The sequence below is a fragment of the Nocardiopsis dassonvillei genome (assembly GCF_964273065.1).
Taxonomy (GTDB): domain Bacteria; phylum Actinomycetota; class Actinomycetes; order Streptosporangiales; family Streptosporangiaceae; genus Nocardiopsis; species Nocardiopsis dassonvillei_B.
In genome coordinates, this window is the sequence record NZ_OZ186815.1 from 2,941,501 (window position 1) to 2,966,476 (window position 24,976).

General features: G+C 74.2%; 21 protein-coding genes. 10 read left to right on the forward strand and 11 right to left on the reverse strand.

Translation table 11 applies throughout. The annotated features are described in order from the left end of the window. The first annotated feature begins 4 nt into the window (after window positions 1-4). Window positions 5-1,171, forward strand: a complete 1,167-nt coding sequence (locus tag ACSUPR_RS12965) for an FAD-dependent oxidoreductase (protein WP_436891544.1) — start codon at window positions 5-7, stop codon at window positions 1,169-1,171. Between the two features lie 301 nt (window positions 1,172-1,472). Here the strand turns inward: ACSUPR_RS12965 and ACSUPR_RS12970 are convergent, their stop codons facing one another. Together ACSUPR_RS12970 and ACSUPR_RS12975 are read right to left on the reverse strand one after the other, a co-directional pair. Next, window positions 1,473-2,156: a response regulator gene (locus ACSUPR_RS12970; RefSeq protein WP_436891545.1), complete on the reverse strand. Its 684-nt coding sequence runs from the start codon at window positions 2,154-2,156 to the stop codon at window positions 1,473-1,475. After that, window positions 2,153-3,937: a sensor histidine kinase gene (locus ACSUPR_RS12975; protein ID WP_436891546.1), complete on the reverse strand. Its 1,785-nt coding sequence runs from the start codon at window positions 3,935-3,937 to the stop codon at window positions 2,153-2,155. Before ACSUPR_RS12975 ends, ACSUPR_RS12970 begins: the two co-directional genes overlap by 4 nt. Window positions 3,938-4,170: 233 nt before the next feature. Here ACSUPR_RS12975 and ACSUPR_RS12980 point away from each other — a divergent pair, with 233 nt between their 5' ends. The 3 genes from ACSUPR_RS12980 to ACSUPR_RS12990 are packed head-to-tail and all read left to right on the forward strand — an operon-like array spanning window position 4,171 to window position 7,375. Further along, window positions 4,171-5,163, forward strand: coding sequence for a Bug family tripartite tricarboxylate transporter substrate binding protein (locus ACSUPR_RS12980; RefSeq protein ID WP_436891547.1), 993 nt, complete (start codon window positions 4,171-4,173; stop codon window positions 5,161-5,163). Then, entirely contained in the window at window positions 5,160-5,810 is a 651-nt protein-coding gene (locus ACSUPR_RS12985) for a tripartite tricarboxylate transporter TctB family protein (RefSeq protein WP_436891548.1), read from the forward strand. Before ACSUPR_RS12980 ends, ACSUPR_RS12985 begins: the two co-directional genes overlap by 4 nt. Beyond that, complete coding sequence (locus ACSUPR_RS12990; protein WP_436891549.1) at window positions 5,810-7,375, forward strand: tripartite tricarboxylate transporter permease; 1,566 nt, start codon at window positions 5,810-5,812, stop codon at window positions 7,373-7,375. The genes ACSUPR_RS12985 and ACSUPR_RS12990 overlap by 1 nt, the downstream gene beginning before the upstream one ends. A gap of 153 nt (window positions 7,376-7,528) precedes the next feature. Here ACSUPR_RS12990 and ACSUPR_RS12995 read toward each other — a convergent pair whose 3' ends face one another. After that, window positions 7,529-8,170 (reverse strand): DUF4333 domain-containing protein, encoded by a 642-nt coding sequence (locus ACSUPR_RS12995; RefSeq protein WP_436891550.1) that lies wholly within the window; start codon window positions 8,168-8,170, stop codon window positions 7,529-7,531. A 133-nt stretch (window positions 8,171-8,303) separates the two neighbouring features. After that, the gene (locus ACSUPR_RS13000; RefSeq protein WP_436891551.1) at window positions 8,304-8,771 is read right to left on the reverse strand and encodes a VOC family protein; all 468 of its coding nucleotides are present in this window, start codon (window positions 8,769-8,771) and stop codon (window positions 8,304-8,306) included. A gap of 407 nt (window positions 8,772-9,178) precedes the next feature. Here ACSUPR_RS13000 and ACSUPR_RS13005 point away from each other — a divergent pair, with 407 nt between their 5' ends. Next, on the forward strand, window positions 9,179-9,472 hold the full coding sequence (locus ACSUPR_RS13005) for a hypothetical protein (RefSeq protein WP_436891552.1): 294 nt from the start codon (window positions 9,179-9,181) through the stop codon (window positions 9,470-9,472). Between the two features lie 63 nt (window positions 9,473-9,535). On the opposite strand, the gene ACSUPR_RS13010 is transcribed toward ACSUPR_RS13005, so the two are convergent. Further along, a complete protein-coding gene (locus ACSUPR_RS13010; protein WP_436891553.1) occupies window positions 9,536-10,411 on the reverse strand; it encodes an aldo/keto reductase family oxidoreductase in 876 nt (291 codons plus the stop codon). A gap of 130 nt (window positions 10,412-10,541) precedes the next feature. Here ACSUPR_RS13010 and ACSUPR_RS13015 point away from each other — a divergent pair, with 130 nt between their 5' ends. Both ACSUPR_RS13015 and ACSUPR_RS13020 read left to right on the forward strand, forming a co-directional pair. Continuing rightward, window positions 10,542-10,970 carry a winged helix-turn-helix transcriptional regulator gene (locus ACSUPR_RS13015; RefSeq protein ID WP_436891554.1) on the forward strand — a complete coding sequence of 143 codons (429 nt, stop codon included), beginning with the start codon at window positions 10,542-10,544 and terminating at the stop codon, window positions 10,968-10,970. A 378-nt stretch (window positions 10,971-11,348) separates the two neighbouring features. Continuing rightward, complete coding sequence (locus tag ACSUPR_RS13020) at window positions 11,349-11,678, forward strand: hypothetical protein (protein WP_436891555.1); 330 nt, start codon at window positions 11,349-11,351, stop codon at window positions 11,676-11,678. A gap of 56 nt (window positions 11,679-11,734) precedes the next feature. Here the strand turns inward: ACSUPR_RS13020 and ACSUPR_RS13025 are convergent, their stop codons facing one another. Further along, entirely contained in the window at window positions 11,735-13,402 is a 1,668-nt protein-coding gene (locus tag ACSUPR_RS13025; protein WP_436891556.1) for an FAD-dependent oxidoreductase, read from the reverse strand. 378 nt (window positions 13,403-13,780) lie between these two features. Then, entirely contained in the window at window positions 13,781-14,656 is an 876-nt protein-coding gene (locus ACSUPR_RS13030; protein WP_436891557.1) for a phosphorothioated DNA-binding restriction endonuclease, read from the reverse strand. Window positions 14,657-14,730: 74 nt separating this feature from the next. Here ACSUPR_RS13030 and rarD point away from each other — a divergent pair, with 74 nt between their 5' ends. The 3 genes from rarD (at window position 14,731) to ACSUPR_RS13045 (ending at window position 18,394) form a co-directional block, all read left to right on the forward strand. Beyond that, window positions 14,731-15,684: an EamA family transporter RarD gene (rarD, locus tag ACSUPR_RS13035; protein WP_436891558.1), complete on the forward strand. Its 954-nt coding sequence runs from the start codon at window positions 14,731-14,733 to the stop codon at window positions 15,682-15,684. A 121-nt stretch (window positions 15,685-15,805) separates the two neighbouring features. Further along, entirely contained in the window at window positions 15,806-16,684 is an 879-nt protein-coding gene (locus tag ACSUPR_RS13040) for a hypothetical protein (protein ID WP_436891559.1), read from the forward strand. A 204-nt stretch (window positions 16,685-16,888) separates the two neighbouring features. Further along, on the forward strand, window positions 16,889-18,394 hold the full coding sequence (locus ACSUPR_RS13045) for a hypothetical protein (RefSeq protein WP_436891560.1): 1,506 nt from the start codon (window positions 16,889-16,891) through the stop codon (window positions 18,392-18,394). Between the two features lie 172 nt (window positions 18,395-18,566). On the opposite strand, the gene ACSUPR_RS13050 is transcribed toward ACSUPR_RS13045, so the two are convergent. From ACSUPR_RS13050 to nuoL, 4 genes are all read right to left on the reverse strand, one after another. Then, a complete protein-coding gene (locus ACSUPR_RS13050; RefSeq protein WP_436891561.1) occupies window positions 18,567-19,571 on the reverse strand; it encodes a polyprenyl synthetase family protein in 1,005 nt (334 codons plus the stop codon). A 190-nt stretch (window positions 19,572-19,761) separates the two neighbouring features. Then, complete coding sequence (gene nuoN, locus ACSUPR_RS13055; protein ID WP_436891562.1) at window positions 19,762-21,408, reverse strand: NADH-quinone oxidoreductase subunit NuoN; 1,647 nt, start codon at window positions 21,406-21,408, stop codon at window positions 19,762-19,764. Next, on the reverse strand, window positions 21,405-23,027 hold the full coding sequence (locus tag ACSUPR_RS13060; RefSeq protein WP_436891563.1) for an NADH-quinone oxidoreductase subunit M: 1,623 nt from the start codon (window positions 23,025-23,027) through the stop codon (window positions 21,405-21,407). The genes nuoN and ACSUPR_RS13060 overlap by 4 nt, the downstream gene beginning before the upstream one ends. A 3-nt stretch (window positions 23,028-23,030) precedes the next feature. Then, complete coding sequence (gene nuoL, locus ACSUPR_RS13065) at window positions 23,031-24,974, reverse strand: NADH-quinone oxidoreductase subunit L (protein ID WP_436891992.1); 1,944 nt, start codon at window positions 24,972-24,974, stop codon at window positions 23,031-23,033. Window positions 24,975-24,976 lie beyond the last annotated feature (2 nt).

Sequence of the window (24,976 nt, forward strand, 5' to 3'; positions counted from 1 at the left end):
GGTCATGGAACTCACCGTTGTGGGCGGTGGCCTCGCCGGTCTGACCGCGGCCATCGCCGGCGCCGAGAACGGCGCCACCGTGACCCTGTTCGAAGCCCACTCCGCGCCGGGCGGGCGGGCCCGGGCGACCGATCCGCCGTACGTGGCCAACGAGGGTCCGCACGTGCTGTACGGCGACGGGTCCGCCGCCCGGTGGCTGCTCGACCGGGACCTGGTCCCGGCCCACCACCGGTTCCCGCTGTCGGCGCTCCACCAGGCGCGGATCCGCGACGGCGGCCGGCTCAGGTCGGCCCTGTCCCCCGCCCTGCTCCGGGCGGCCGCGCGCCGGGGGCTGCGCGCCCCGCACGACCGCGACTTCGGTTCGTGGGCGCGGGAGCACCTGGGTGAGAGGTCCGCCCGGGTGGCCGCGAACTACATGGGGGTGGCGCTGTTCGACCACGACCCGTCGCGGCTGTCGGCGGAGTTCGTGTGGGAGAGGTTCCAGCGGGTGCTGTCGCCGCGGCGGCCGTCACCGCTGTACATCGTCGGCGGGTGGACGGCCCTGGTCGGGCGGATGGTCCGTCGGGCCCGGGAGATGGGGGTGCGGATCGAGACGGGCTCGCGGGTGGACGCGCTGCCCGGGGACCGGCCGGTGATCGTGGCGACCTCCCTGGCTTCGGCCCGCGCCCTGCTCGGCGACCCGTCGCTGGAGTGGGAGAGCGGGCACGCGCTGCTGGTGGACCTGGGGCTGCGCCGGGGGCGGGACCCGTTCGTGGTGTTCGACGCCGACGAGTGCGGGTTCGTGGAGCGGTACACGCGGGTGGACCGCACGCTCGCCCCGGCGGGCGAGGAGCTGGTGCAGGCGCAGATCCCGGTGCGGCCCGGGGAGTCGAGGGCGGCGGTGACCGAGCGGCTGGAGCGGCTGCTGGACGTGTCGCTGCCGGGCTGGCGGGACCGGGTGACCTGGCGCCGCGACCAGGTCGCCAGGGGGCGGACCGGGGCCCTGGACCTGCCGGGGACCACCTGGCGGGACCGCCCGGCGGTCGACCGGGGAGAGGGTGTGTACCTGGCGGGCGACTCGGTGGCCGCGCCGGGCCTGCTCGGCGAGGTGGCGGTGGCCGCTGCGGTGCGCGCCGCCGCGGCGGCCACCGGGACGGCGAGGGCGTCCGCGCGCGTACGCCGCCCCGCCTGACCGGCCGTCCGCGGGCCGCGGCGGGCGGGCGGCGGGGGAGGCCGTGTGCGGTCCGCGGAAGCCCCGCCGGTGCGGTCCGATCCGGAGATCGGTCGTACCCCCGGTCCCTTACCCGATGGCCTCACCGGGGCCGGGGAGGCTCCCTCCGCCCGGAGGCGCAGGGAACGCGTCGTGGAAGGCGGCGCCGGCCGCGGCGTCGTCGGCCCGGCCGGCCGGGTGGTCCGGCGCCCTCCGGGGGCGGCATCCGCCGCCGGCCTCCCGGGATCTGCCGGGGCCGGACGGAGCGGCCGGGGCCTGGGGCTCAGGCGACCCAGCGGTAGCGGTGCTCGGGACGGCCGGCCGAGCCGTAGCGCATGCGCAGCTCGGCGCGGCCGTCGGCGCAGAGGTGTTCGAGGTAGCGGCGGGCGGTCACCCGGGAGACACCCGAGCGCTCGGCGACGTCGGAGGCGGACAGGTCGCCTTCGGCGTCGCGCAGCACCCCCGCGACGAGGTCGGCGGTGGCGGCGGTCAGCCCCTTGGGCAGGGATCGGCCGCCGGGCGGGCGCAGCAGGCCGAACAGCCGGTCCACGTCCTGCTGGGTGGCCTCGCCCCCGGTGTCCATCTGGCGGTGGGCCACGGCGTAGCGTTCGAGCTGGTCGCGCAGGGCGCTCAGCGGGAACGGCTTGATGAGGTAGTGCACCGCTCCCCCGTGCAGGGCGTCGCGGACCTGGGCGATGTCGCGCACCGCCGTGATCATGAGGAAGTCGGTGCGGCGGGCCTCGTCGGCGGCGGCGGCGCGCAGGGTCCGCATCACCTCGATCCCCGAAGCGTCCGGCAGGTGCAGGTCGAGCAGCACCAGGTCCGGCCGGTGGCCGCGGATCTGGGCGAGCGCCGTCGCGGCCGTGTGCGCCACCCCGACGACGGTGAACCCGGGCAGCGACTCCACCAGCTCCTGGTGGTTGCGGGCCACCCGGACGTCGTCGTCGACGACCAGGACGCGGATCACCGGGCCTCCCCCTCGGTCCCGGCGCCCGTCCGGTCGGCGGCGGCCCCGGCGCGGCCGTCCCCGGCGGGCAGGTAGGCGGTGAACACCGCGCCCTCGTCGCGGTCGGGCTCCTCCGTCTCCACACTCCCCCCTCGGGCCTCGCACACCTGCTTGACCAGGGCCAGGCCCAGCCCGCGCCCGCCCGTGTCCCGGGACGCCTTGGTGGTGAACCCGAGCCGGAAGATCTCCTCGGCGATCCCGTCGGCGACCCCGTGCCCGGAGTCCGTCACCCGGATCTCCAGCAGGTCGTGCGGCGGTCCGTCCTCCCCCGCCCGGTGCAGGCGCACCATCAGCTCCACCCATCCCCGGCCGTCGCCCGCGACGGCGTCCAGCGCGTTGTCCACCAGGTTCCCCAGCACCAGCAGGGCGTCCGCCCGCAGCCCCTTGTCCAGGGCTGGCACCTCCGTCATCGGGGAGATGCGCAGGTCCACGCCGATCTCGGCGGCCTGCGCCGACTTGGCGATCACCAGGGCGGCCGCCGCCGGGTCGGCCACGTGCTCGGCGATCCCGGCGCTGGTGCGGGTGTGCGCCGCCGAGAGGTCCGCCAGGTAGGCGCGGGCCTCCTCGTGGGCGCCCAGGTCGAGCAGTCCGGCCAGGGTGTGCATCCGGTTCGCGAACTCGTGGGTCTGGGCCCGCAGCCCCCGGGTGACGGTGCGGGCGCCGTCGAGCTCGCCGGTGAGCCGGTCCAGTTCGGTGCGGTCCCGGAAGGTCACGACCGCGCCGGTCTCCTCGCCCCGGATCCGGACCGTCCTGCGGTTGGCGACCAGGATTCGGTCCCCGGAGAGCAGGAGCAGGTCCCGGCCCCGGTCGGCCCCCGAGACGATGTCGCGGACCCGCTCCGAGGCGCCGAGTTCGTCCAGGGTACGCCCCTCGGCGTCGTCGGGGAGCCCCAGCATCGCGCGGGCCGGGGGGTTGGCGAGGACGAGCCGGCCCTCGGCGTCGACGGCCAGCACTCCCTCGCGGACCGCGTACAGCAGGGCCTCCCGGCTCTCCAGCAGGGCGGTGATGTCGGCCGGCTCCAACCCGTGGGTCTTGGTCCTGACCTGGCGGGACAGCAGCCAGGAGCCGGCCACTCCCAGGCCCAGGACCACCGCGACAGTGCCCAGCACGGCGGGGACGGCGGCGCGCGCGTCGGTGGCGGCGTCGGAGGTGAGGATGCCCAGCGAGACGTAGGCGACGACCTCGCCGCGGGCGTCGCCGCCGTTGACCGAGCCGCCGCCGGAGAACACCGGGATCTTGGCCCGGACGGTGCGACCCTGGGTTCCGGTCTCCACCCCCGTCCACTCCTCGCCCCGTGCCGCCGGGCCGGGCGGGGTGGACACGGTCCCCCCTATGAGGTCTTTGTCGGGGTGGCTGTAGCGGATGCCCTCGGGAGAGGCGATGACCAGGTACTCCACGCCGGTGGCGGCACCGATCCGGTCGGCCAGCGGGTCGAGTTCGGCGGCCGGGTCGGGGCCCTGGACCCCGTCGACGACCTCCGGCATGACGGCGACGGCGCGGGCCACGCTGAGGACGCGCTCGGTGTACTGGCGGTCGGTGTGCCGGTCGAGCTGGACCACCCACAGGGAGCCGACGGCGACCAGCGCGGCGGCGAGCAGGAGCACGTACCCGACGAACAGCGACCCGGTCAGCGACAGGTGGGAGCGGGTGCGCGGGGCGGAGCCGCGCCGGGCGGCGCCGCCCGGCGCGGGCGGGTGCGGAGCGGGGGTGCGCGGAGACCGTCGAAGTGGGCGCGCGGTCATGGCCGGGGCCTTCCGGGAGGGGATCGGTGCGGGTTCCTTGACGGACGCGGCGCCGGGCGGGTCGGTGAACGCCCAGGTGGGCGCCGTGTCCGTGAGCGTGCCACGAACAATACGACCAATATGACGCCAGTTTTAACAACACCATGACATGGGCGTGGGCCGGGTCACACTGTGACCCGGCTCTCCTCGTTCCCGCACGGCGAGGGGGCGAACGAGGTCGGAAGGAGACAGCGATGCGCGAACGCGGCGTGCCGCTCCGTGTCGCGGGCGGGCTCTGCGCCCTCCTGCTGGTGGGGACCGCACTGTTCGACGTGCGACAGAGCTCGGCATCGGGCACCGGTGAACAGGAGAAACTCCTGCTCATCGCACCGGCGGCGCCCGGTGGGGGGTGGGACTCCCTGGCCCGGGAGATGCAGAACGGCCTGCGCGTGGAGGAGCTGCGCTTCAACGTCGAGGTGCGCAACGCGGAGGGCGCGGGCGGCACCATCGGCCTGGCGCAGATCGTCAACCGGAAGGGCCAGGACGACGTGCTCTCCATGACCGGGCTGGGCATGGTCGGCGCGGTGGAGACCACCGGGTCCCCCTACACGATGGGCGACGTCACGCCGATCTCCCGGCTGGCCTCGGAGTACCAGGTCGTGGTGGTGCCCTCGGACTCCCCCTACGAGAACCTGGACGACCTCGCCCGGGACTGGTCCGAGAAGGAGACGACCCTGCCGGTGGCGGGCGGCTCGATGGGCGGCGTGGACCAGATCTTCGCGGGCCGGGTGGCCCGGTCCATGGACCTGTCCCCGGCGGAGATCAACTACCTGCCGTACTCGGGCGGCGGAGAGGTGCTGACCTCGCTGCTGTCGGGGACGGCGGCGGTCGGGTTCAGCAGCCTGAGCGACTTCGCCGACCAGGTCGCCCCCGGGGGGCCGCTGCGGGTCCTGGCGGTGTCCTCCCCCGAGCGGCTGGAGGGCCTGGACGCGCCGACGTTCCTGGAGCAGGGGTACGACGTGGAGATGTCGAACTGGCGCGGGGTCATCGCGCCTCCGGGGCTGGAGGAGGCCGAGGCCGACGCTCTGGAGGCGCTGGTGGCCGACCTGGTGGCGAGCCCGTCGTGGGCCGACACCCTGGAGCGCAACCGGTGGACGGACACCTACCAGGACCGCGCGGAGTTCACCGCTTTCCTGGAGGAGGAGGTCGCCATGACGCAGCAGACCATCGAGGAGCTGGGGCTGTGACCGTGAACGGAACGGAGAGGACCGGGCCCGGTCCCGCGGCGGCCGGCGTGCCCGGCGGGGCCGGGGCGGCCCGGGAGGCGGAGGCGTCCGCGCAGGCCGGGACGGCGGTGCCGGCCGGCGGGGCCGCGGGGAGCGGGGAGACGGCGGGGAGCGGGGCGGCACCGGACCCCGACTCGGCGCCCTGGGGCGGGCCCGCCCGGTGGGCGGTACCCGCGCTGGCCGCGGCCGTGGGCGCGCTCATGCTGTGGGGCGCGTTCACCATCGAGGCCCCGGCCAACGCCACGAGGCCCGGACCGGGGTTCTTCCCCGGGATGGTCGGCGTGCTGCTGCTGGTGGCGGCGGTGTGCATGGTGGCGGTGAACCTGCGCGGGCGGGCCCCGGGCGCGTCCAACGCCCTGGAGTGGTTCGAGGCACGGCCGGTCCTCATCGTGCTGGCCGGGCTGGTGGCGCACGTCGCGCTGCTGGAGTTCCTGGGCTGGCTGCTGTCGGGGGCGCTGCTGTTCTGGGTGGTGGCCTTCGCGTTCGGGGCGCGCGCGTACGTGCGTGACGCCGTGGTGGCGCTGTCGGTGTCGGCGGCCGTCCAGGTGGGCTTCTCGCTCGGCCTGGGGCTGAGCCTGCCGTCCGGGATCCTGGGGTGGCTGCTGTGATGGAGACTCTGGTGGGTCTGGGGGGCGGGCTCGTCGCGGCCCTGACCCCGGGCAATCTGATGTGGGCGTTCCTGGGCGTGGTGCTGGGCACCGCGGTGGGCGTCCTGCCGGGCCTGGGCTCGGCGATGGCGGTGGCGCTGCTGCTTCCGGTGACGTTCCGGCTGGACCCGACGAGCGCGTTCATCCTGTTCGCGGGCGTGTACTACGGCGGGATGTTCGGCGGGGCGACGACGTCGATCCTGCTCAACACGCCGGGTCAGGCGTCGTCGATCGCCACCACCTACGAGGGCCACAGGATGGCCCTGGCCGGGCGGGCCGCGCAGGCGCTGGGCACCGCGGTGATCGGGTCGTTCTTCGCGAGCATCGTCGGCACGCTGATCGTGGCGTTCTTCTCGCCGGTGATGGTGTCGTTCGCGCTGAACTTCGGCCCGGGCGAGTACTTCGCGCTGACGGTGTTCTCGTTCGTGGCGGTGGCCGCGGTGGTGTCGGGGTCGGTGCTGCGCGGGCTGACGTCGCTGCTGATCGGCCTGGCGATCGGTGTGGTCGGCATCGACGGACAGAGCGGTGCGCCGCGGTTCGACTTCGGGTCGGCGGTGCTGCTCGACGGGATCGACGTCGTCATCGTCACCGTGGGGCTGCTGGCGCTGGGCGAGGTGCTGTACGTGGTGGCGCGCGGCAGGTCCGCGCCGGACTTCGCGGCGATCCGCACCGGGCGGCCTTGGCTGAGCCGCCGGGACTGGAGGCGCTCCTGGGGGCCGTGGCTGCGCGGGACGGCGCTGGGCAGCACGTTCGGGCCGATCCCGGGCAGCGGTGCGGAGATCCCGACGTTCGTTTCGCTGGGTCTGGAGCGCAGGCTGGCCGCTCGGCGGGCGGAGCGCACGGGCGACCCGGAGGAGAACGAGTTCGGCAGGGGCGCCATCGAGGGCGTGGCCGGACCGGAGGCCGCCAACAACTCCAGTGCGTCGGGCACGCTGGTGCCGCTGCTGGGGCTGGGGCTGCCGACGTCGGCGACGGCCGCGATCATGCTGGCGGCGTTCCAGCAGTACGGGCTCCAGCCGGGGCCGGTGCTGTTCGAGCGCAACGCCGACCTGGTGTGGACGCTGCTGGCGTCGCTGCTGGTCGGAAGCGTGCTGCTGCTCGTCATCAACCTGCCGTTCGCGCCGCTGTGGGCGAAGCTGCTGAAGCTGCCCAAGCCGTACCTGTACGCGGGGATCGCGCTGTTCTCGGTGCTGGCGGTGTACGCGATCAACGCCTCGGTGGCGCACCTGGTGATCCTGCTGGGGGTGGCGCTGCTGGGGCTGGTGATGCGGTCGTTCGGGGTGCCGGTGGCTCCGGCGCTGATCGGCGTGGTGCTGGGACCGATCGCGGAGACGGAGTTCCGGCGGGCGCTGGCGGCGTCCTCGGGGGACCCGTCGATCCTGGTGGGCAGCGGGATCTCGATCGGGCTGTACGCGCTGGTCGTGGTGGCGGCGCTGGTCCCGGTGGTCGCGGGCGTGCGGCGCCGCCGGGCGGCGCGCACCGCGGAGGCCGCAAGCGTCGGCGGCGAGCGCGAGACCGTGTCCTGACCTTCCACGGGTCGGCCCCCCACTCCCAGGGGCCGGCCCGGGCCGACCCGCCACTCCCGGGGTCGGCCCTCCCCACGGCCCCCGGCCCGTCCGCCGGGGGCCTTTCCCGTGTCCGCGCCGGCACCGGCCGGGCGGACACGGCGGGGGCCGGACCTACAGGGGCTGGTCGTCGACTTTGACGTCCCAGCCGACGTTGTCGCCGTCGACCGAGGTCACCGTGACGGTCACGCCGTAGTTGGTGCCGCCGTCCACGAGGTTGCAGCGGATCTCGGCACCCATCTGCGCGGGGAGGCCCTCCATGCAGGTGAAGCCGTCGGGGGTCTGGCCGACGGACGCCGCCAGTGCGTCGGACGACTTCTGGGCGACCTGGTCGGCGGGCACGGTGCCGTTGGCGGCCACGGCGGTGGTGCCGTCCCCGGCCGCGGGCTCGGTCCCGGCCGCGGTGCCGCCGTCGGCGCCCTCCTCGGCCACGGCGTCGTCGACCTTGACGTCCCAGTTGACGTTGTCGCCGTCGACGGAGGTCACCGTGACGGTCGCACCGAGGGTGTCGCCGCCGCTGGTGAGCTCGCAGCGGATCTCGGCGCCCACCTCGGCGGGGAGGTCGTCGGCGCAGGTGAAGTCGTCGGGGGTCTGGCCGACCTGCTCGGCGAGCATCTCGCCGGACCGCTCGGCGACCTGCTCGGCGTCGACGGCACCGGGGCCGCCGAGGCTGAACGAGCAGCCGGTGACCAGGAGCAGGGGAAGCGCTCCCAGGGTCACGGCGGTGATGGTCCGGTGGGCTTCGAGCTGCCGCATCGCGGCCTCCTCATGTTGCGGTGACATGCCTCCCGGAGAGACTCATCGGGGAGGAGCGGGGTTCCCCCGAAGCGCATACCTATATGGGTCCGTTGCCCGGGGCCCCGGCGTCAACGGATCCGTCACCGCGCCCTCACCTGCTGTCGACAGCGTTGTCACCTGCGGGTCCGGGTTCTCCGGGCCGGCGGGGGCGGGCCGGGGGTCGGGCCGGGGGCGGGCCGAGGAGGTCCCAGCGGTTGCCCGCGATGTCCAGGAAGACGGCGACCCGCCCGTAGGGTTCGTCGCGCGGCTCCGTGACGAAGCGGACCCCGGCCTGTTCCATGCGGGCGTGGGCGGAGGCGAAGTCGTCCACCCGCAGGAAGAAGCCGACCCGGCCGGCCGCCTGGTCGCCGACGACGGCGCGCTGGCGCTCGCCGTCGGCCCGGGCGAGGAGGAGGCCGGTGCGCGCTCCGGGCGGGCGGACCACCACCCAGCGCTTCTCCCGGCCGTCGTTGGTGAGGGACGGGGAGTCCTCCGCGAGTTCGAAGCCGAGCGTGTCGACGAAGAAGCCGATCGCGGGATCGTACTCGTCCACGACGATCGTCACCAGGTCCATGTGCATGCCCTCACGGTAGACCCGCGGGTGACCACGGCCGGCGGGAACGTCCTGGCCGCGGGCGCGGGGGCCGTCCGGTAGGCGGTCGGGTGTCCTGGACCGCGCCCTCGGCCCCGGCCGCGCTCCCCGGGATCCGGTAGGCGGTCGGGACCAGGGGCCGCGGTCCCCCGGATGCGGCGGTCTTCTCCGCGCCCCGCCCGGTTCATGTCGGCCCGTCCCGCGTCCCCACCGCCCCGATGTGAACGACCGCCTCCGCTGCACGGGCCGGGAAGGCCCGGAGTTCCGGGACATCGAAGGGGCACCGGTGGAGGACACCCGGTCTTCACCCCGCCGCCGCGGGCGCGACGGCCGCGCGTGGGCGGACCGCGCTAGGTTGGGGCGTTCCCACGAGGCCACGACACCCCGGGCGGTCCATGGTGAAGTCGATCAAGGCCGTGATCCTGGCCGGAGCCGTGCTCGCGGCCGTGGGCACGGTGGCCGGCCTGCTCCCGGTGGAGACGCGGACGGCCTCCGGCTGCGGGTCGGTGTTCTTCCCGTCGGAGGTCTACTTCGACGCCCTGGTGCCCGGGCAGACCTGCCCGGAGGCCGTGTCGGCCCGGGCCGCGTCCGCGTGGGCCCCGCTCGGCGGCGGCACGGCCCTCGTCGCGGGGGCGCTCGTCGCCAGGGCGTTCTCCCGCGGGGCCCGCGGCGGCCCCGGTGGGCGGTGAGGCCGCACCGGGGCGCAGGCGGTCGGAGCAGCGGTCCCCCGGAGGGGCGGGTGCCCGGGCGTGTCAGCCCCGGCCGATCCCGTCCAGTTCGGCGAGGTCCTCGTCCGACAGCGTGAGTCCGGCCCCGGCCGCGTTCTCCCGCAGGTGCGCGACCGACGAGGTCCCGGGGATCAGCAGGATGTTCGGGGACCTGTGCAGCAGCCAGGCCAGGGCGACCGACATGGGCGTCGCGCCCAGCCGGTCGGCGACGGCGGAGAGCACGGACGACTGCAACGGGCTGAAGCCTCCGAGCGGGAAGAAGGGCACGTAGGCGATGCCCTCGGCGGCGAGCCGGTCGACCAGGTCGTCATCGCCCCGGTGGGCGAGGTTGTACATGTTCTGCACGCACACGATCGGTGCGATTCCCTGGGCCTCGGCGACCTGGTCCGCGGTCGCGTTGCTCAGGCCGAGGTGGCGGACGACGCCCTCCTTCTGCAGCTCGACCAGCGCCTCGAACGCCTCGGCGACCGAGCCCGCCCGGGGTCCCCCGGCGTCGCCGAGGCGGAGGTTCACCAGGTCCAGCGCCTCGACCCCGAGGGACTCGAGGTTCTCCTCGACCTGGCGGCGCAGCTGCTCCGGCCGCCGCTCGGTCGGCCAGCCGCCCTGCCCGTCCCGCCGCGCACCGACCTTCGTCACCACGTGCAGGGACTCCGGGTAGGGGTGCAACGCTTCGCGGATCAGCCGGTTGGTGATGCGCGGCCCGTAGGCGTCGCTGGTGTCGATGTGGGTGATCCCGAGGTCCACGACCTCCCGCAGGACGGCGATCGCACCGTCGCGGTCGGCGGGCGGACCCATGACCCCGGGGCCCGCGAGCTGCATCGCCCCGTAGCCGAATCGGGTGACGGTCAGATCGCCCAGTGCCCAGGTGCCGCCGGGAAGCGAAGGGGAGAACACGCTCATGGCCTGTCTTTCGTGTCGGTCCGGATGGTGGTTCCTGTTGGAGACCTCCTTCATGATGGGTATGCAGCTTCCTGACGGGAAGTACGCACTTCGAAGTGCCTTGGTGACCCGCGGGTGACAGGAGCAGGTGATGGGGACGATGACGGCCGCAGAGAAGAGGGCCCGGGCGAAGGCCGAGTACAACGCGTTCCTGGACGTGTGCCCGAGTCGGAGGCTGCTCGACCGGATCTCCGACAAATGGGTCACCCTGGTCCTGTGCGCGCTCGGCGGCGGGGCGTCCCCGTCCGACGACCGCCCCGGCGAGCCCCGGGCGATGCGCTTCTCGGAGCTGGCCCGGACGCTCGCGGGCGTCAGCCAGAAGATGCTCACCCAGACGCTGCGTTCGCTGGAACGCGACGGCCTCGTCACCCGCACCGCGACCGCCACGGTGCCCGTCACGGTCTCCTACGAGCTCACCGGGCTCGGCCTGTCGCTGCACCGGCAGGTGCGCGGTCTCAAGGCCTGGGCCGAGACGCACATGGACGAGATCCTCGACAACCGCGCGGCGCACGACGCTTAGGAGCACCCGGTACCCGGCGCCCGGGGCACGGCGGCCGACGGGCACGGCACCGGGAGGTCCGCCCCGGGCACGCTGCCGCCCGGGTTCCGCTCCGCCGGACGCCCCCGCGGAGGAGGTGTTCCGGCGGTCCACGGCCCGGATCCGGGAGCACGCCGACCGGGGCGGTGGCGGCCGTGTCGCGCCGGGGCCGCCCGGCGGGGTCCGGGGCGCATACGGAGCCCACGGCCTCCGGCGGCCGCCGCACCGGCCTGTACCGGTCACAGGAGCGGCCCACGCCGGGCGACCGGGCGGGATAGCGCGTGGAAACGGCGGGGATGGCGGCTCCGCCTAGCCTGCCGGTGCACCAGGAACGGCCTGGACCGACACGCAGGAGGAACCATGCGCGCCCCCCGTCCCCTCACCGCAGCCGTCGCCGCCGCCGCGGCGGCCCTGACCGTCGCCGTGCTCCCCGGGGCCGCGGCCGCCGACACGGCCGACGGCCTCGACTGCACCGTCTCGCGGCAGCTGATCAACTACCAGGAGGTCCACACCTGCGTGGCGGAGTCCGAGGACATCCGCTGGAAGCTCACCGGGCGCTGCGCCATGCTGTTCGGCATCCAGTTCGTGTCCTCGCCGGTGGTGCAGGGCAGCGGCACCGCGACGGTGGGCTGCCCGATCGCCGGGCCGATCTCGGGCCCCGTCACCCAGGTCACCCGCGTCGTGCTCTAGGGCGGCGCGCCGCACCGGAGCGGCCGGGCCCGCCGGGTCCGGCCCGCCCGTCGGCGTCACCGGACGCGGCGCCGCCGTTCCGCGAGGGCCGCGTGGACCGACGCGATGGCGCTGGCACCCTCGCCCATGGCCGCCGCGACCCGCTTGATGGAACCGGTGCGGGTGTCCCCCACCGCGAACACCGACGGGACGCTGGTCTCGAACGGCAGCGGTCCGCGACCCGTCCCGTCCCACACCGGGCCCGGCTCGGCCAGGGCGGTGTCGGTGCGGACGAACCCGCTGCGGTCCCGGGAGACGCCGTCCAGCCACTCGGTGGCGGGGCTGGCCCCGATGAAGCAGAACAGGCCGCTGGTGGGCCGGGCCTCGCTCGCCCCGCTGCGCCGGTCGGTGAGCACGACCCGGCGCAGGTGGGTGTCGCCCTCCAGGGCGGTGATCTCGGTGTCGGTGTGCACGGTGATGTCGGAGTGGTCGTGCAGGCGGGCCACCAGGTACTCGGACATCTTGGCGGACAGGTCGCCGCCGCGGACCACCAGGTCGACGCGGCTGCCCCGGCCCGCCAGGAACAGGGCGGCCTGCCCGGCCGAGTTCGCGCCGCCCACCACCGTGACCGGGTGGCGTGAGCAGGAGCGCACCTCCAGCTCGGTGGCGGCGTAGAAGATGCAGCCCGACTCCTCGAAGTCGGCCCACCGCTCCAGCGGCAGGGTGCGGTACCGGGCGCCGGAGGCCACCACCACGGCCTTGGTGTCGATGCGGCTGCCGTCGGCGAGGTACAGCGCCGGGTCGGGACCGGTCGCGTCCAGCCGGCTCACCCGGCAGGGCATGTACATCTCGGCGCCGAACTTGAGCGCCTGGATCGCCGACAGCCGTGTCAGCTCCTCCCCCGAGATGCCGTGCGGGAAGCCCGGGTAGTTCTCGATCCGGGAGCTGGAGGCGGCCTGGCCGCCGGTGCCCAGGGCGTCCAGGATGACGGTGTTGAGCCCCTCGGAGGCCCCGTACAGGCCCGCGGCCAGCCCGGCCGGGCCCGAGCCGACCACCACCAGGTCGACGTCCTTGCAGCTGGGCCGGTACGCCTTGCCGATGCGCTGGGCGAGGACGCCGGGGGTGGCACCGCGCATCGCCTCCCGGCCGACCAGCACGGCGGGCAGGTCGTCGCCGCTCAGCCCGGCGGCGTCCAGCAGTGCCCGGCCGCCGGCCGAGTCGGCGTCGTGCCACCGGTAGGGCAGCCGGATCCGGGCCGCGTAGGTGCGCAGGGCGAGGGTGGCGGAGGAGGCGGACCGTCCGACGATGTCCACGGGGCGGACGACCTCGCGCAGGTACTCTCGGCGGACCAGGAGGGCTTCCAGGACGGTGTCGGAGAGTTCGGCCTCCTCCGCCATCATCGTGCGGAACTGCGCTCTGGACAGCCGGTGGATCCGTCCCGGCGCGACCACCCGGACCGTGACGTAGGCCATCTGGTCGCTCAGGAGGTTGACCTCGCCGAGGAAGTCCCCGGGGCCCAGGGACATGAAGACCTCTTCGGGGCGGTCGAAGGAGGCCTCCCGGACCACCTCGACGTGCGCCTCGTCCAGGACGACGAGGTCGCGTTCGAAGCCGCCCGCCCGGGTGAGGACGTCGCCCGCCTTCACCTCGTGCCCGGTGCCGTAGGAGCGCAGCCGGTCGAACCGCGCGTAGTCGAGCCGCGGCCGGAGCCGCTCCGTCATGCCGCCGTGCTCGGACCAGCCCATGCCGACGCCCCTTCCGCCCCTGTCGCCACCTTCCTACCCCTTCGGGCCCGAGGAGTGCCAGGGTTTCGGTGGCCATGGCAGCCGCTCCCGGCGGTGGAGGCCGTCTCCCCCGACAGCGTCCTGCGCGACAGCCGTACCGGGCGCGACGGGTACGCCGCCTTCGGGATCCCCGCCCACCGGGCGTCGATCCGCTGTCCGACAGGGTCGGCCTGGTCGGGCTGCGCCTGGAGGAGGGCCGCCACCGGGAGGCCGCCCGGGCGTACGGGGAGGACGTGTCCACCACGGACCTCCCCCCGCCCCCGCCCTCGTCCCGCACCGGCTGACAGCCGACGGGGCGTGGACGGGAGCACCGGCGGGGCCGCCGGAGAGGGGTGGGCGTCAGGAGGCCGGGGCGAGGTGCTTGAAGACCTGCTCGCGGTGCCAGCGGACGTGGTCGGCGGCGACCGGCGGGGCGGTGTCGGGCAGGAGCAGGCCGCGGCCCGCGAGTCCGGTGACGGTCCGCCCGGCCTCCTCGGAGCGGGCGGTGAAGCGCGGCGAGACCTCCAGGGTCAGCTCCGCGCTGAGGCCGAGCACGCCGCGGTCGAAGAACAGGTGGTGGTTGGCGCACAGCGCCAGGCCGTTGTCCACCGCGTCCGGTCCGGCCTGGGACCACCAGCGCACGTGCGCCGCCTCCAGGCCGACGGAGACGCCGTCCATCCACCCGTCGTAGCCGCAGAACGCGCACCGGTGGCCGTAGGCGTCCAGCACCGCCCCGCGGAAGGCGGGGTCGCGGTCTCCGGCGGCGGCCCAACGCTCGGGGACGAGGGAGAGTCCCGTCAGGGCGAGGACCTCGCCGTGCAGGGAGGACGGGAAGTTCGCGTCGAGCAGCAGGCGGGCGACGCGGGTGCGCAGCCCCGGGTCCTCCTCCAGGGCGCGCGAGAACCCGGGGGCGAGGTTCCCCCGGGCGCCGGAGCCGCGTAGGCGGGAGGGCTGCGGCAGGCTGTCCCGCCCGTCGTCGGTGGCGACCTCCCACAGGCCGTCGTCGTTGGCGAGGTGGTGGAAGGGCAGGGCCGGGTTCGGCGCGCTCCTGGTGGGCGGGGCGAACTCCTCCAGCAGCAGCCGGAGGCGTTCCTCGGCCGCGCTGTAGAGGATGGGAGCGTCGCCGTGGTGCTGGTGGTGACCCAGTGCGTACAGCAGCAGAAGGGGTTTGTGCGGTGCGCGGTGGTCGCCGCTGCGCCCCTGCCTGATCCGGCCGATCCGTTCTTCCCAGTCCATGGCGCGACTCTAGCGAGCAGGTGAGGGGTGGAACACAGGCGACATGTCGGACGATTCGTCCTACGATTGCAGACGTGCCGGATTCCAACCGCGGCGTCGCCCTCGGGGCGGGCGCCTTCCTCCTCTGGGGCTTCGCGGCCCTGTACTGGCCCTTCCTCTCCGCCGCCGAGCCCGCCGAGATCCTCGCCCACCGCATGGTGTGGTCGCTGCTGGCGATGTGCGTGTTCCTCCTGCTCGCCCGGCGCGGCTGGAAGTGGCTGCCCGGAGTGGTCCGGAGCCCGCGGCGCCTGCTGCCGGTGGCGGCCGCGGCGGTCCTCATCGCCGTCAACTGGTGGGGTTTCATCTACTCGGTGTCGATCGAGCAGACCCTTCAGGCGTCGCTGGCGTACTTCATCAACCCGCTGATGTCGGTGTGCCTGGGCGTGGTCGTGTTCTCCGAGCGGCTGCGCGCCGCGCAGTGGGTCGCGGTGGGCCTGGGTGTGCTCGCGGTCGCGGTGATGACGGTGGGCTACGGCGTCGCGCCGTGGCTGGCTCTGCTGATGGCCTCGTCGTTCGCCGCCTACGGCGCGGTGAAGAAGTACGTGGACCTGGACGGGATGCAGAGCCTCACCGTGGAGACCATGGTGATGTTCCTGCCCGCGCTGGGCTACGTGCTGTTCCTGGAGTCCTCCGGGGCGGGGACGACGTTCTCGGTGTCCCCGGTGCACACGGCGCTGCTGGTCGGCGGCGGTTTCGTGACGGCGCTGCCGCTGCTGATGTTCGGGGTGGCGGCCCGGCGGGTGCCGCTGAGCGTGATCGGGATGCTCCAGTACATCGCGCCCACCCTGATGTTCTTCATCGGCTGGCTGGTGCAGGGCGAGGACATGCCGCCCGCGCGGTGGGCGGGGTTCGCGCTGGTGTGGCTGGCGCTGTGCGTGTTCGCGTTCGACCAGGTACGCGGTGCCCGGGCGCGGTCGGTGGTACGGCGCCGCGAGGCGCTGGAGGCGGAGCGGGGCCGGGAGCGGCCCGCGGCCGAGCCCTGCGACTGACCCGGGCTTCCCGGTTCCGGCGAACCGAAACTACAATCCGTGACTCTGTGCTAACGTCGAGTCGCGAGCCGGGTGCATCCCGGTTCTCGACGGTCCGCAGCACGTCACGGAGGGCACTCTCATGTCCCGCACCAGTCGCACGGCACGCGCCCCGCGCGCGGCCGCGGTGGTGCGCACGCCCTCCCTGCTGCTCCTGCCGCTGCTCGTCGGGGCGGCCCTGGCCGCCCTGTGGCTGGTCGGCGCGCCGTCCGCGCACGCCGACACCGCCGGGCCGCTGGGCCTGGACCGGAGCGGCGCCTCCCTGGACACCGGCCTGGCCCGGGGCCTGGAGCCCTCGTTGGAGGGCGGGGTCGCCGAGGTCGCCGCACCCGTGACCGAGACCCTGGGCACCGTCCACCGGCGCCTGGAGGAGCGGACCGGACCGGACTCCGCGACCGTGCTGTCCGACCCCTCCGTCACAGAGGTCGGCGAGGGCGTGCACGAGGGCGCCCGGCGCGTCGTCCGTGAACTCGCGGCCGTCGACCGGGACCAGGCGGAGAACCTGGTGGCCCACGTCGCCTCCACGCGGGTGCTGCCCGCCGAGCCGGAGGAGACCGAGCCCGCGCCCGCCGGAGGCACCGGCACGCCCCGGCCCGCCTCCGACCGCGGGGAGCGGGACGGGGACGGCGCCGGGGCCCGCGAGGCCCGCGGCGGCGGCGTTCGCGCCGCCGAGCCCGGGTTCCTCCCGCAGCACCACCCCGCAGGCGCGGTGGCCGAGGCCGCGCCGGTCGACGAGCACCGCACCGCGGCCTCCGCCGACCGCGACGCCTCCGCCCCCGGTGCGCCCAAGCTCTCCACCGGTTCCACCGCGCCCTCCGGCGCGGGCGCACCGGCCGTCGCCGGGTACCTCACCGTCGTGCCGCTGACCGCGCCCGCCGCCGACGCGCTCTCGACCGCCGTCGACGCCGTGCACCCGGTGCCCGCGGGCCCGGCCGACGACCCCACGGTCTCCCCCGACTAGGAACGGGCCCCTCCCGCGGACCCGTTCCCAGCGCCTTCCCGCTCTGGGAGCTGACCTGAGTCCCGTGCCCCGTACCGCCCCGTCGCGGTCCCGCTCACGAGATTCATGTCAGCCGGTGGTCCACCGGCTCCCGGCCGACCGCGACCCGATGTCGCGGCCGCCCCGAACCACTCCGCAACCACAGAGTCTTCCGGAAGGAACCCCATGACGCAGGCCAAGCGCATCTCAGCCAGGGCCGTCCTGCTCGCCACCGGAACCGCGGGCTTCGTCGCCCTCGGCGCCGGTGTCTCGGGGGCCGAGGCGCTCGCCTCCCCCGTCGCCGAGATCGCCCCCACCGTCGAGCGGGCGCTCGTGGAGGGCGTCGCCCCGACCATGAACACCGCCTTCCCCGGCGGGGTGGGCCCGGTCGCCGGGACCACGCTCGCCGAGCTCCAGGAGACCTCCCGCAACCCGGAGAAGCCCGCCCCCGACCTGGCGTCGATGCTGCCCGCGGGTGAGCGGGAGATCGCCACCCCGGTCGGCGGCGTCGCCAACCCCAGCGCCGCGCTGGCCGACGCCGTCGCCGCGACGCAGGACGCCACCGGCCTGGACGGGAACCCGCACGACACCGTCGGGCACGACCTGGGCGCGGCCGTGGAGAAGCGGGCCACCGCCGCGGGCGAGGAGTTCGGGACCACCGCACAGAGCGCCGGCGGGGCCCTGGAGGAGACCGCCTCGGAGGTCCTGCCGCACACCGTGGTCGCGGTGCACGGGCTCCGCGACGAGATGGGCGTCCCCACGCTCTCCGACCTGCCGCGGCCCGCCGAGCTGGCCCAGGGCCTGGACGCCTCCCGGCTGCCCGACGCCGACACCGTGACCGGGGCCGTCGACCTGTCCGACCCCACCGCGCTCACCCGCGAGAACACCCTGGGGGTCAGCGAGGTCCTGGACGTCGCCCCGGCCCTGCCCGCCGCCCCCGGTACCGTGCGGCAGAGCGCCCAGGCGCCCGGGCTCCCGAACATGTGGGACTTCGCCTACGCCTTCGGCCTGGAGACGCCCAAGGCCCTCCAGGACGTGGTGGAGTCCAACCCGGTCACCGACGACAACTACGTGAGCCTGGGCGAGGAGGAGATCCTGGGCGCGATCGGCAACCGCAACCTGGAGGCCCCCATCACCGGGCAGGCCCGCCCGGTGGACTCGGGGGTGCTCTCCGCCCCCGTCGAGCACGCCGAGAGCGGGCTCGCCGGGGCCGTCCACCAGGGCTCCCCGCAGGCGCCCGCCCTGAACGGGGACCCGGCCGTCCTGGAGACGCCCTCCATCGCGCAGATGCCCTCCGGGTCGGCGCCCGGCCTGACGGACCTGACCGGCGCGCTGCTGGCCGGCGCCACCGACCCGGGCTCGGTCGACATGGTCGCCCTGGACGGGCCCCTCGCCGAAGCCGAGCCGCCCCGGGTGGGCACCGGGCTGCCCACCGTGGACGGGACCCTGCCGCAGGTCGCCGACACCTCGTCGCTGCCGACCCTGGCCGAGGGCCCCGACATGACCACCGTCGAGGACCTGGTGGCCGGTCTGAGCCGCGGTCCGGGACTGCTGGAGGACCTGGACACCAGCGACCTGGTGTCCATCGACGGCGGCACCGCCGAGGCCCCGCCCACCCCCGAGGGCATGGTGTCGCACCCGACCTTCCTGAACCCGCTGCCCGGCTCCGAGGCCCTTCCCCTGGTGAGCTAGGCGGCTCCCGCCCCGGGCCCGCACCCGCCCGGGGACCGGGACGCCCCCGACGCGCCCGGGGGCGTCCCGCCGGTTCCTCCGCACGGCCCGGCGGCGCCGTCGGCGCGTCCGGGCCGGGGAACGACCGAGGCGCCGTCCCCCCGCGGGGGGACGGCGCCTCGGTGGCGGGAGGTCAGCCGGAGCGTTCCACCACGTAGTCGCACAGGGCCTCGAAGGCGTCGCGGGCCGGGCCCGCGGGCAGCGTGGCCAGCTCGGCGCGGGCCCTGTCGGACCAGCCGCGCAGGGTCTTCTCCGCCTCGGCCATCGCCGGGTGGGCGCGAAGCAGGCCCAGGGCCTCCTCGGCCTCGGCGTCGCCGAGCGGACGGCCCAGCAGCGACTTGAGCCGCTCGTCGGCCGGGTCGGTGGAGCGCAGCGCGTAGAACATCGGCAGGGTCAGCACGCCCTCGCGCAGGTCGGTGCCGGGGACCTTGCCGGACTCGCGGGTCTCGGCGGCCACGTCGATGAGGTCGTCGGCGAGCTGGAAGGCCATCCCCAGCGCGTCGCAGGCGCGGGTGAGGGTCCCGGTGGTCTCCGGGTCGACCTTGCCGAACATGCCGCCGAACTCGGCGGAGGAGGCGATGAGGGAGGCGGTCTTGTCCCCGATGACCCGCAGGTAGTGGTCGAGGGGGTCGACGCCCTCGGGCGGGCCGGAGGTCTCCAGGATCTGTCCCTGCACCAGTCGGCCGAAGGTCTCGGCCTGCAGCCGGACCGCCTCGGGGCCCAGGTCCGCGAGGATCTCCGAGGCCTTGGCGAAGACGTAGTCGCCGGTGAGGATGGCGATGGTGTTGCCCCAGCGCTGGTTGGCGCTGGGCTTGCCGCGGCGCAGCTCCGCCTCGTCCATGACGTCGTCGTGGTAGAGCGTCGCCACGTGGGTGAGCTCGACCACGGCGGCGGCGGGGGCGAGGTCGGGCATGTCGGGGTCGCCGAAGTGCGCGGCCAGCAGCACCAGCATCGCCCGGAACCGCTTGCCCCCGGCCTCCAGCAGGTGGGAGGCCGCCTCGGTCAGCATGGGGTCGCTCGACCGCACCGACTCCCGCAGGAGGTCCTCGACCCTCTCAAGACCCTCCTGGACCTCCCGGGCGAGGGCCGAGTCGACTCTCGGCAGAGCGAGAAACCCGCTCGGGACAGCACCGCTCACCGTAAAGCTCCACCTGTTGAACGGGCACGGCGGCGGCCGCTCGGCGGGCGCCTCGTGCTCAGCACATGAACATGATCCGACTTGCCACGGTATCCGACCGGGAATGATGATCCAAAGCCACACCCGGGTACGGCCCGGGCCGGAGCGGAACCGCAGCTCACGCGGCTCATCCGGCCCGGGCCGCGGCCTTCTAGGGCTGTCCGGCCTCGGTGGACGCCTGGTCCACCATGACCGAGACGGGGTCCTGCCCGCTCTCCGGGGAGGGCAGCAGGTTGTCGAGCACCGGCCCCGGGTAGACGCCGAGCACCAGGGTGGCGGCCACACCGATGGCGATGACCCCGCCGGTGGCGGCACCGGCCCGCACGACGGTGGGACCGTCGGCCTCCGGATCCCGGAAGAACATCACAACGATGATCCGGACGTAGAAGAACGCGGTGACGGCGCTGCTGAGCACGCCGACGACCACCAGCGGGGTGGCCCCGGCGGCGACGGCGGCCTCGAACACCGCGAACTTGCCGATGAACCCGCTGGTGAGCGGGATGCCCGCGAACGCCAGCAGGAACAGTGACAGCGCCCCCGCCAGCAGCGGGTGGCGGCGGCCCAGCCCGGCCCACCGGTCCAGGTCGCCCTGCTCCTGCCCGCCGTCGGCGGTGCGCACCAGGGTGACCACGGCGAACGCGCCCAGCGTGGTGAACCCGTAGGCGGCCAGGTAGAACATCGCCCCGGCCAGTCCGTCGGTGCTGCCGGCGACCACGGCGGTGAGGATGAACCCGGCGTGCACCACCGAGGAGTAGGCCAGCAGCCGCTTGATGTCCCGCTGGGACACGGCGACGATCGCGGCGACCACCATGGTGAGGACCGCCACGATCCACAGGACCGGCTCCCAGTCCCCGGCGCTGCCGCCGAAGGGGACGAAGAACACCCGCAGCAGGGCGCCGAACGCGGCGACCAGGGTGCAGGAGGCCATGAGCGCGGTGACGGGAGTGGGCGCCCCCTGGTACACGTCCGGCTTCCAGTTGTGGAACGGCACCGCGCCGACCTTGAACAGCAGGCCGACGGCGACCAGGCCGATACCCATGAGCAGCAGCGGCCGCCCGTCGCCGTCCTGGAAGATCGCCGCCCCGCCGTTCTCCACCGCGGCGCGCACCTCACCGAAGTTCACCGACCCGGCGTAGCCGTACACCATGGCGGCGCCGAACAGGAAGAACGCCGAGGAGAACGCACCGAGCAGGAAGTACTTGACGGCGGCCTCCTGCGAGAACAGGCGGCGCCTGCGGGCCAGCCCGCACATCAGGTACAGCGGGAGGCTCATCACCTCCAGGGCGATGAACATGGTGAGGAAGTCGTTCGAGGCGGGGAACATCAGCATCCCCAGCACCGCGAACAGCACCAGCGGGTAGATCTCGGTGTGCTGCGACCCGGCGAGGATGTGCGCCCGCTCCTCCTCGCTGCCGGGGACGGCGGCGGCCTGGGCGGCGAACGCGTCCCGGCCGTCGCGGCGCTCGGCGATGAGCAGCAGGCTGACCAGAGCCAGCACCGTGATGGTGCCCTGGAAGAACAGCACGGTCCGGTCGATGGCCAGCGAGCCGACGCCGACGGTCACCCCGGCCTGCCCGTCGGGCAGCGACCCGACCTGGAGCACGACGAGCACGAACGTCGCGAGCAGCGCCAGGGCGGCCAGGCCGACCTGGAGCGGGCGGCGGCGCGCGGCGGGCACGAACGCCTCGAACAGCACGGCCAGCATCGCGCCGCCGAACAGGGTGAGCAGCGGTGCCAGCAGCCACCAGTCGAGGACCGGTGCCTCCTGGGTGATGACGGGGAGGTCCTGGGGGATCACTCCGCGCCTCCTTCCTCGGCGGAGTCGGCCGTGGCCACCACGGTGCGCTCCGCGGCCGGTTCGATCGCGTCGAGCAGCGGCTGCGGGTACAGCCCGAACACGATGATGAGCGCGAGCAGCGGGCCGACGGCCCACGCCTCGCGTGCGGACAGGTCCTCGAACCCGGCCACGCCGTCGGCGGTCGGCCCGGTCATGGTGCGCTGGTACGTCCAAAGGATGTAGAGCGCGGCGAGCACGACGCCGACCACGGCGATCAGGGCGGGCACCGGGTTGAACGCGTACACGCCGACGAACACCAGGAACTCGCTGATGAACGGGGCCAGCCCGGGCAGTGCGAGCCCGGCCAGGCCGGTCACCAGGAAGACCCCGGCGAGCTTGGGCGCCACGTTCTGCACGCCGCTGAAGTCCGCGATGAGCGAGGACCCGCGGCGGGCCACGAGCAGGCCCACGATCAGGAACAGGGCGCCGGTGGCGAACCCGTGGTTGACCATGTACAGCGCGGCCCCGGTCTGGGCCTGCGGGGTCAGCGCGAAGATGCCCAGGGTGATGAACCCGAAGTGGGAGATCGACGTGTAGGCGACCAGGCGCATCATGTCGGTCTGCCCGATGGCGAGGACCGCCCCGTAGACGATGCTCACCAGGCTCAGCGCCACCACGGGCCACACGAACCAGGACACGGCCGACGGGAACAGCTCCATGCAGAAGCGGAGCATGCCGTAGGTGCCGACCTTGTCGAGCACGCCCACGAGAAGCACGGCGGTGCCGGGGCTGGAGGACCCGGCGGCCTGCGGCAGCCAGGTGTGCACGGGCCACATCGGCGCCTTGATCGCGAAGGCGATGAAGAAGCCGAGGAACAGCCAGCGGGCGGTGGACGGGTCGAGGGCTGCCAGCGCCCCGTCCTCCCCGACCAGGTCGGCCCACAGGAAGGTGCCGCCGTGGACGAACACCCCGATGACGGCGACCAGCATGACGAGGCCGCCGGCGAGGCTGTACAGCAGGAACTTGACGGCTGCCTTGGCCCGCTCGTCGCCGCGCCCGTAGCGCCCGATCATGAAGTAGACCGGGATGAGCATGGCCTCGAAGAACACGTAGAAGAGGAAGACGTCGGTGGCCGCGAAGACCCCGATCATCATGGCCTCCAGGGCCAGGATGAGCGCGAAGTAGCCGCGCCCGCCGTCCTCCCGGTGGTCGTGCTCCTTCCAGGCCGCCAGGACGACCAGCGGGACCAGGATCGCCGACATCAGGATCAGGGTGAGGGCGATGCCGTCCACACCGACGGCGAAGTGGACCCCGAAGCGGGGGATCCACGGGTACTCCTCCACGAACTGGAGGGAGCCCGCGTTCGACAGGTCGAAGCGCAGTGCCATGACGACGAGCACGGCCAGCGTGGCCAGGGAGACGCCGAGCGTGATGCGCTTGGCGTTCTCGGCGGAGGCCGCGCCGGCGGCGGTGGCCGCGGGGGCGCGGACCGCCGTGGCGGTGCCGCCCCCCTCCTCCGCGGCGGAGGCCGCCGCCGAGGCCGCCTGCGCCCGTGCCGGCGCGCCGGTGCGCGGCAGTGCCCAGACCAGCAGGGCGCCGACCGCGGGCAGGGCGATCGCTATGGTGAGCCAGGGGATCATTGTCTACAACCTCACAACCAGCGTCGCGGCGACGATCACGGCGCCGAAGAGCATGGTGAGCGCGTACGACCGGGCGAAGCCGGTCTGCGCCCGCCCGAGCCCGCGGGAGGAGTCGCGCACGCCCGCGCCGAGCCCGTTGACGAACCCGTCGATGACCTTGTCCTCGATGACGACGAGCGCCTTGGTGAGGACCTGGCCGGGGCGCATGAAGAGCCCCTCGTTGATCTCGTTGCCGTACAGCTCGCGGCTCGCGGCGACGGTGACGAGGTTCCCCTCGGGCGCGGTGCGCGCGACCGGGCGGCGCAGGTACACGGCCCAGGCCGCGGCCACACCGACCACCAGCACGCCCAGCGCCGCCAGCCCGTAGGGCGAGGTGAAGGCGTGCGCCAGGTCGAAGTGGTGCGGGTGGGCGCCGATCGTGGGCGCCAGGAAGTTCGCGAACCGGTCGCCGAACACCAGGAACGCGCCCAGGAACACCGAGCCGATGGACAGCACGACCATGGGGGCGGTCATGCTCACCGGCGACTCGTGCGGGTGCACGCCCTCGTCCCACCGCTTCTCGCCCAGGAAGGTCAGGAAGAACATGCGGGACATGTAGAAGGCGGTGAGCCCGGCGCCGAGGATGACCGCCGTCCCCAGGACCATGCCCTGGGTGCCGCCGGTGCCGAAGGCCTCGGTGATGATGCTCTCCTTGGTCCACCAGCCGGACAGCAGCGGGACGCCGATGATGGCGAGGTAGCCGAGGCCGAAGGTGGCGAAGGTGATCGGCATGGCCCGGGCCAGTCCGCCGTAGCGGCGCATGTCGACGCCGTCGTTCATGGCGTGCATGACCGAGCCGGCGCCCAGGAACAGCCCGGCCTTGAAGAAGCCGTGCGTGATCAGGTGGGCGATGGCGGCGACGTACCCGACCGGGCCCAGGCCCGCGGCCAGCACCATCATGCCGATCTGGCTCATCGTCGAACCGGCCAGGGACTTCTTGATGTCGTCCTTGGCGGAGGCGATGATGCCGCCGGCGAGCATGGTCGCGGCACCGACCACCGCGACGGTGGTCTGCGCGGCGGGCGCGGCCTCGAAGACCGGCCCGGCGCGGACGATGAGGTAGACGCCCGCGGTGACCATGGTCGCGGCGTGGATGAGCGCCGACACCGGGGTCGGGCCCTCCATGGCGTCCAGCAGCCAGGCCTGGAGGGGCAGCTGCGCGGACTTGCCGCAGGCTCCGAGCAGCAGGCACAGGCCGATGGCGACCAGCACCCCGTTCCCGGCGTCGGGAACGGCGGCGAAGACGTCGCTGAAGCCCACCGCCCCCAGGGCGGTGAACATGATCATGATCGCGGCGAGCAGGCCCATGTCGCCCACCCGGTTGATGATGAACGCCTTCTTGGCGGCGGTGGCCGCAGACGGCTTGTACTGCCAGAAACCGATGAGGAGGTAGGAGGCCAGGCCCACGCCCTCCCAGCCCAGGAACAGCAGGGCGAAGTTGTCGGCCAGGACCAGCACCAGCATGGCCGCCACGAACAGGTTGAGGTAGGCGAAGAAGCGCCGCCGCCCCGGGTCGTGGGACATGTAGCCGATCGAGTAGACGTGGATCAGCGATCCGACGAAGGTGATCAGCAGGACGAAGCTGATGGACAGGGGGTCGACCAGCAGGTCCGCCCCGACGTTGAACGTGCCGACCGAGAACCACTCGTAGACGGGCACCGACACGCTGCGCGCGTCCTGCGCCCGGCCCAGGAGGTCGAACAGGATGAGGACCGCCCACACGAAGGAGCCCACCGGCAGCGCCGTGGCGAGCAGGTGGCCCCAGGAGTCGGTCCGCTTGCCGCCCAGCAGCAGGACCGCCGCGCCGACCAGCGGCAGGGCGATGAGCAGCCAGGCGTTCGACAGCACCGCTCCGTCCGCGGCCACCGCCGTTCCGGTCTCGGCGGCGAGGTGAGTGTGATGTTGCACTG

What these genes read in the sequence shown, in the direction of transcription:
- ACSUPR_RS13040 (WP_436891559.1), top strand. Translation starts at nt 15,806, where the DNA reads ATGTCCCGCACCAGTCGCACGGCACGCGCCCCGCGCGCGGCCGCGGTG.
- ACSUPR_RS13010 (WP_436891553.1), bottom strand. Translation starts at nt 10,411, where the DNA reads ATGAGCGTGTTCTCCCCTTCGCTTCCCGGCGGCACCTGGGCACTGGGC.
- ACSUPR_RS13045 (WP_436891560.1), top strand. Translation starts at nt 16,889, where the DNA reads ATGACGCAGGCCAAGCGCATCTCAGCCAGGGCCGTCCTGCTCGCCACC.
- ACSUPR_RS13060 (WP_436891563.1), bottom strand. Translation starts at nt 23,027, where the DNA reads ATGATCCCCTGGCTCACCATAGCGATCGCCCTGCCCGCGGTCGGCGCC.
- ACSUPR_RS12990 (WP_436891549.1), top strand. Translation starts at nt 5,810, where the DNA reads ATGGAGACTCTGGTGGGTCTGGGGGGCGGGCTCGTCGCGGCCCTGACC.
- ACSUPR_RS13015 (WP_436891554.1), top strand. Translation starts at nt 10,542, where the DNA reads ATGGGGACGATGACGGCCGCAGAGAAGAGGGCCCGGGCGAAGGCCGAG.
- ACSUPR_RS12995 (WP_436891550.1), bottom strand. Translation starts at nt 8,170, where the DNA reads ATGCGGCAGCTCGAAGCCCACCGGACCATCACCGCCGTGACCCTGGGA.
- ACSUPR_RS12975 (WP_436891546.1), bottom strand. Translation starts at nt 3,937, where the DNA reads ATGACCGCGCGCCCACTTCGACGGTCTCCGCGCACCCCCGCTCCGCAC.
- ACSUPR_RS13005 (WP_436891552.1), top strand. Translation starts at nt 9,179, where the DNA reads ATGGTGAAGTCGATCAAGGCCGTGATCCTGGCCGGAGCCGTGCTCGCG.
- ACSUPR_RS13000 (WP_436891551.1), bottom strand. Translation starts at nt 8,771, where the DNA reads ATGCACATGGACCTGGTGACGATCGTCGTGGACGAGTACGATCCCGCG.
- ACSUPR_RS13020 (WP_436891555.1), top strand. Translation starts at nt 11,349, where the DNA reads ATGCGCGCCCCCCGTCCCCTCACCGCAGCCGTCGCCGCCGCCGCGGCG.
- ACSUPR_RS13025 (WP_436891556.1), bottom strand. Translation starts at nt 13,402, where the DNA reads ATGGGCTGGTCCGAGCACGGCGGCATGACGGAGCGGCTCCGGCCGCGG.
- ACSUPR_RS13030 (WP_436891557.1), bottom strand. Translation starts at nt 14,656, where the DNA reads ATGGACTGGGAAGAACGGATCGGCCGGATCAGGCAGGGGCGCAGCGGC.
- ACSUPR_RS12965 (WP_436891544.1), top strand. Translation starts at nt 5, where the DNA reads ATGGAACTCACCGTTGTGGGCGGTGGCCTCGCCGGTCTGACCGCGGCC.
- ACSUPR_RS12980 (WP_436891547.1), top strand. Translation starts at nt 4,171, where the DNA reads ATGCGCGAACGCGGCGTGCCGCTCCGTGTCGCGGGCGGGCTCTGCGCC.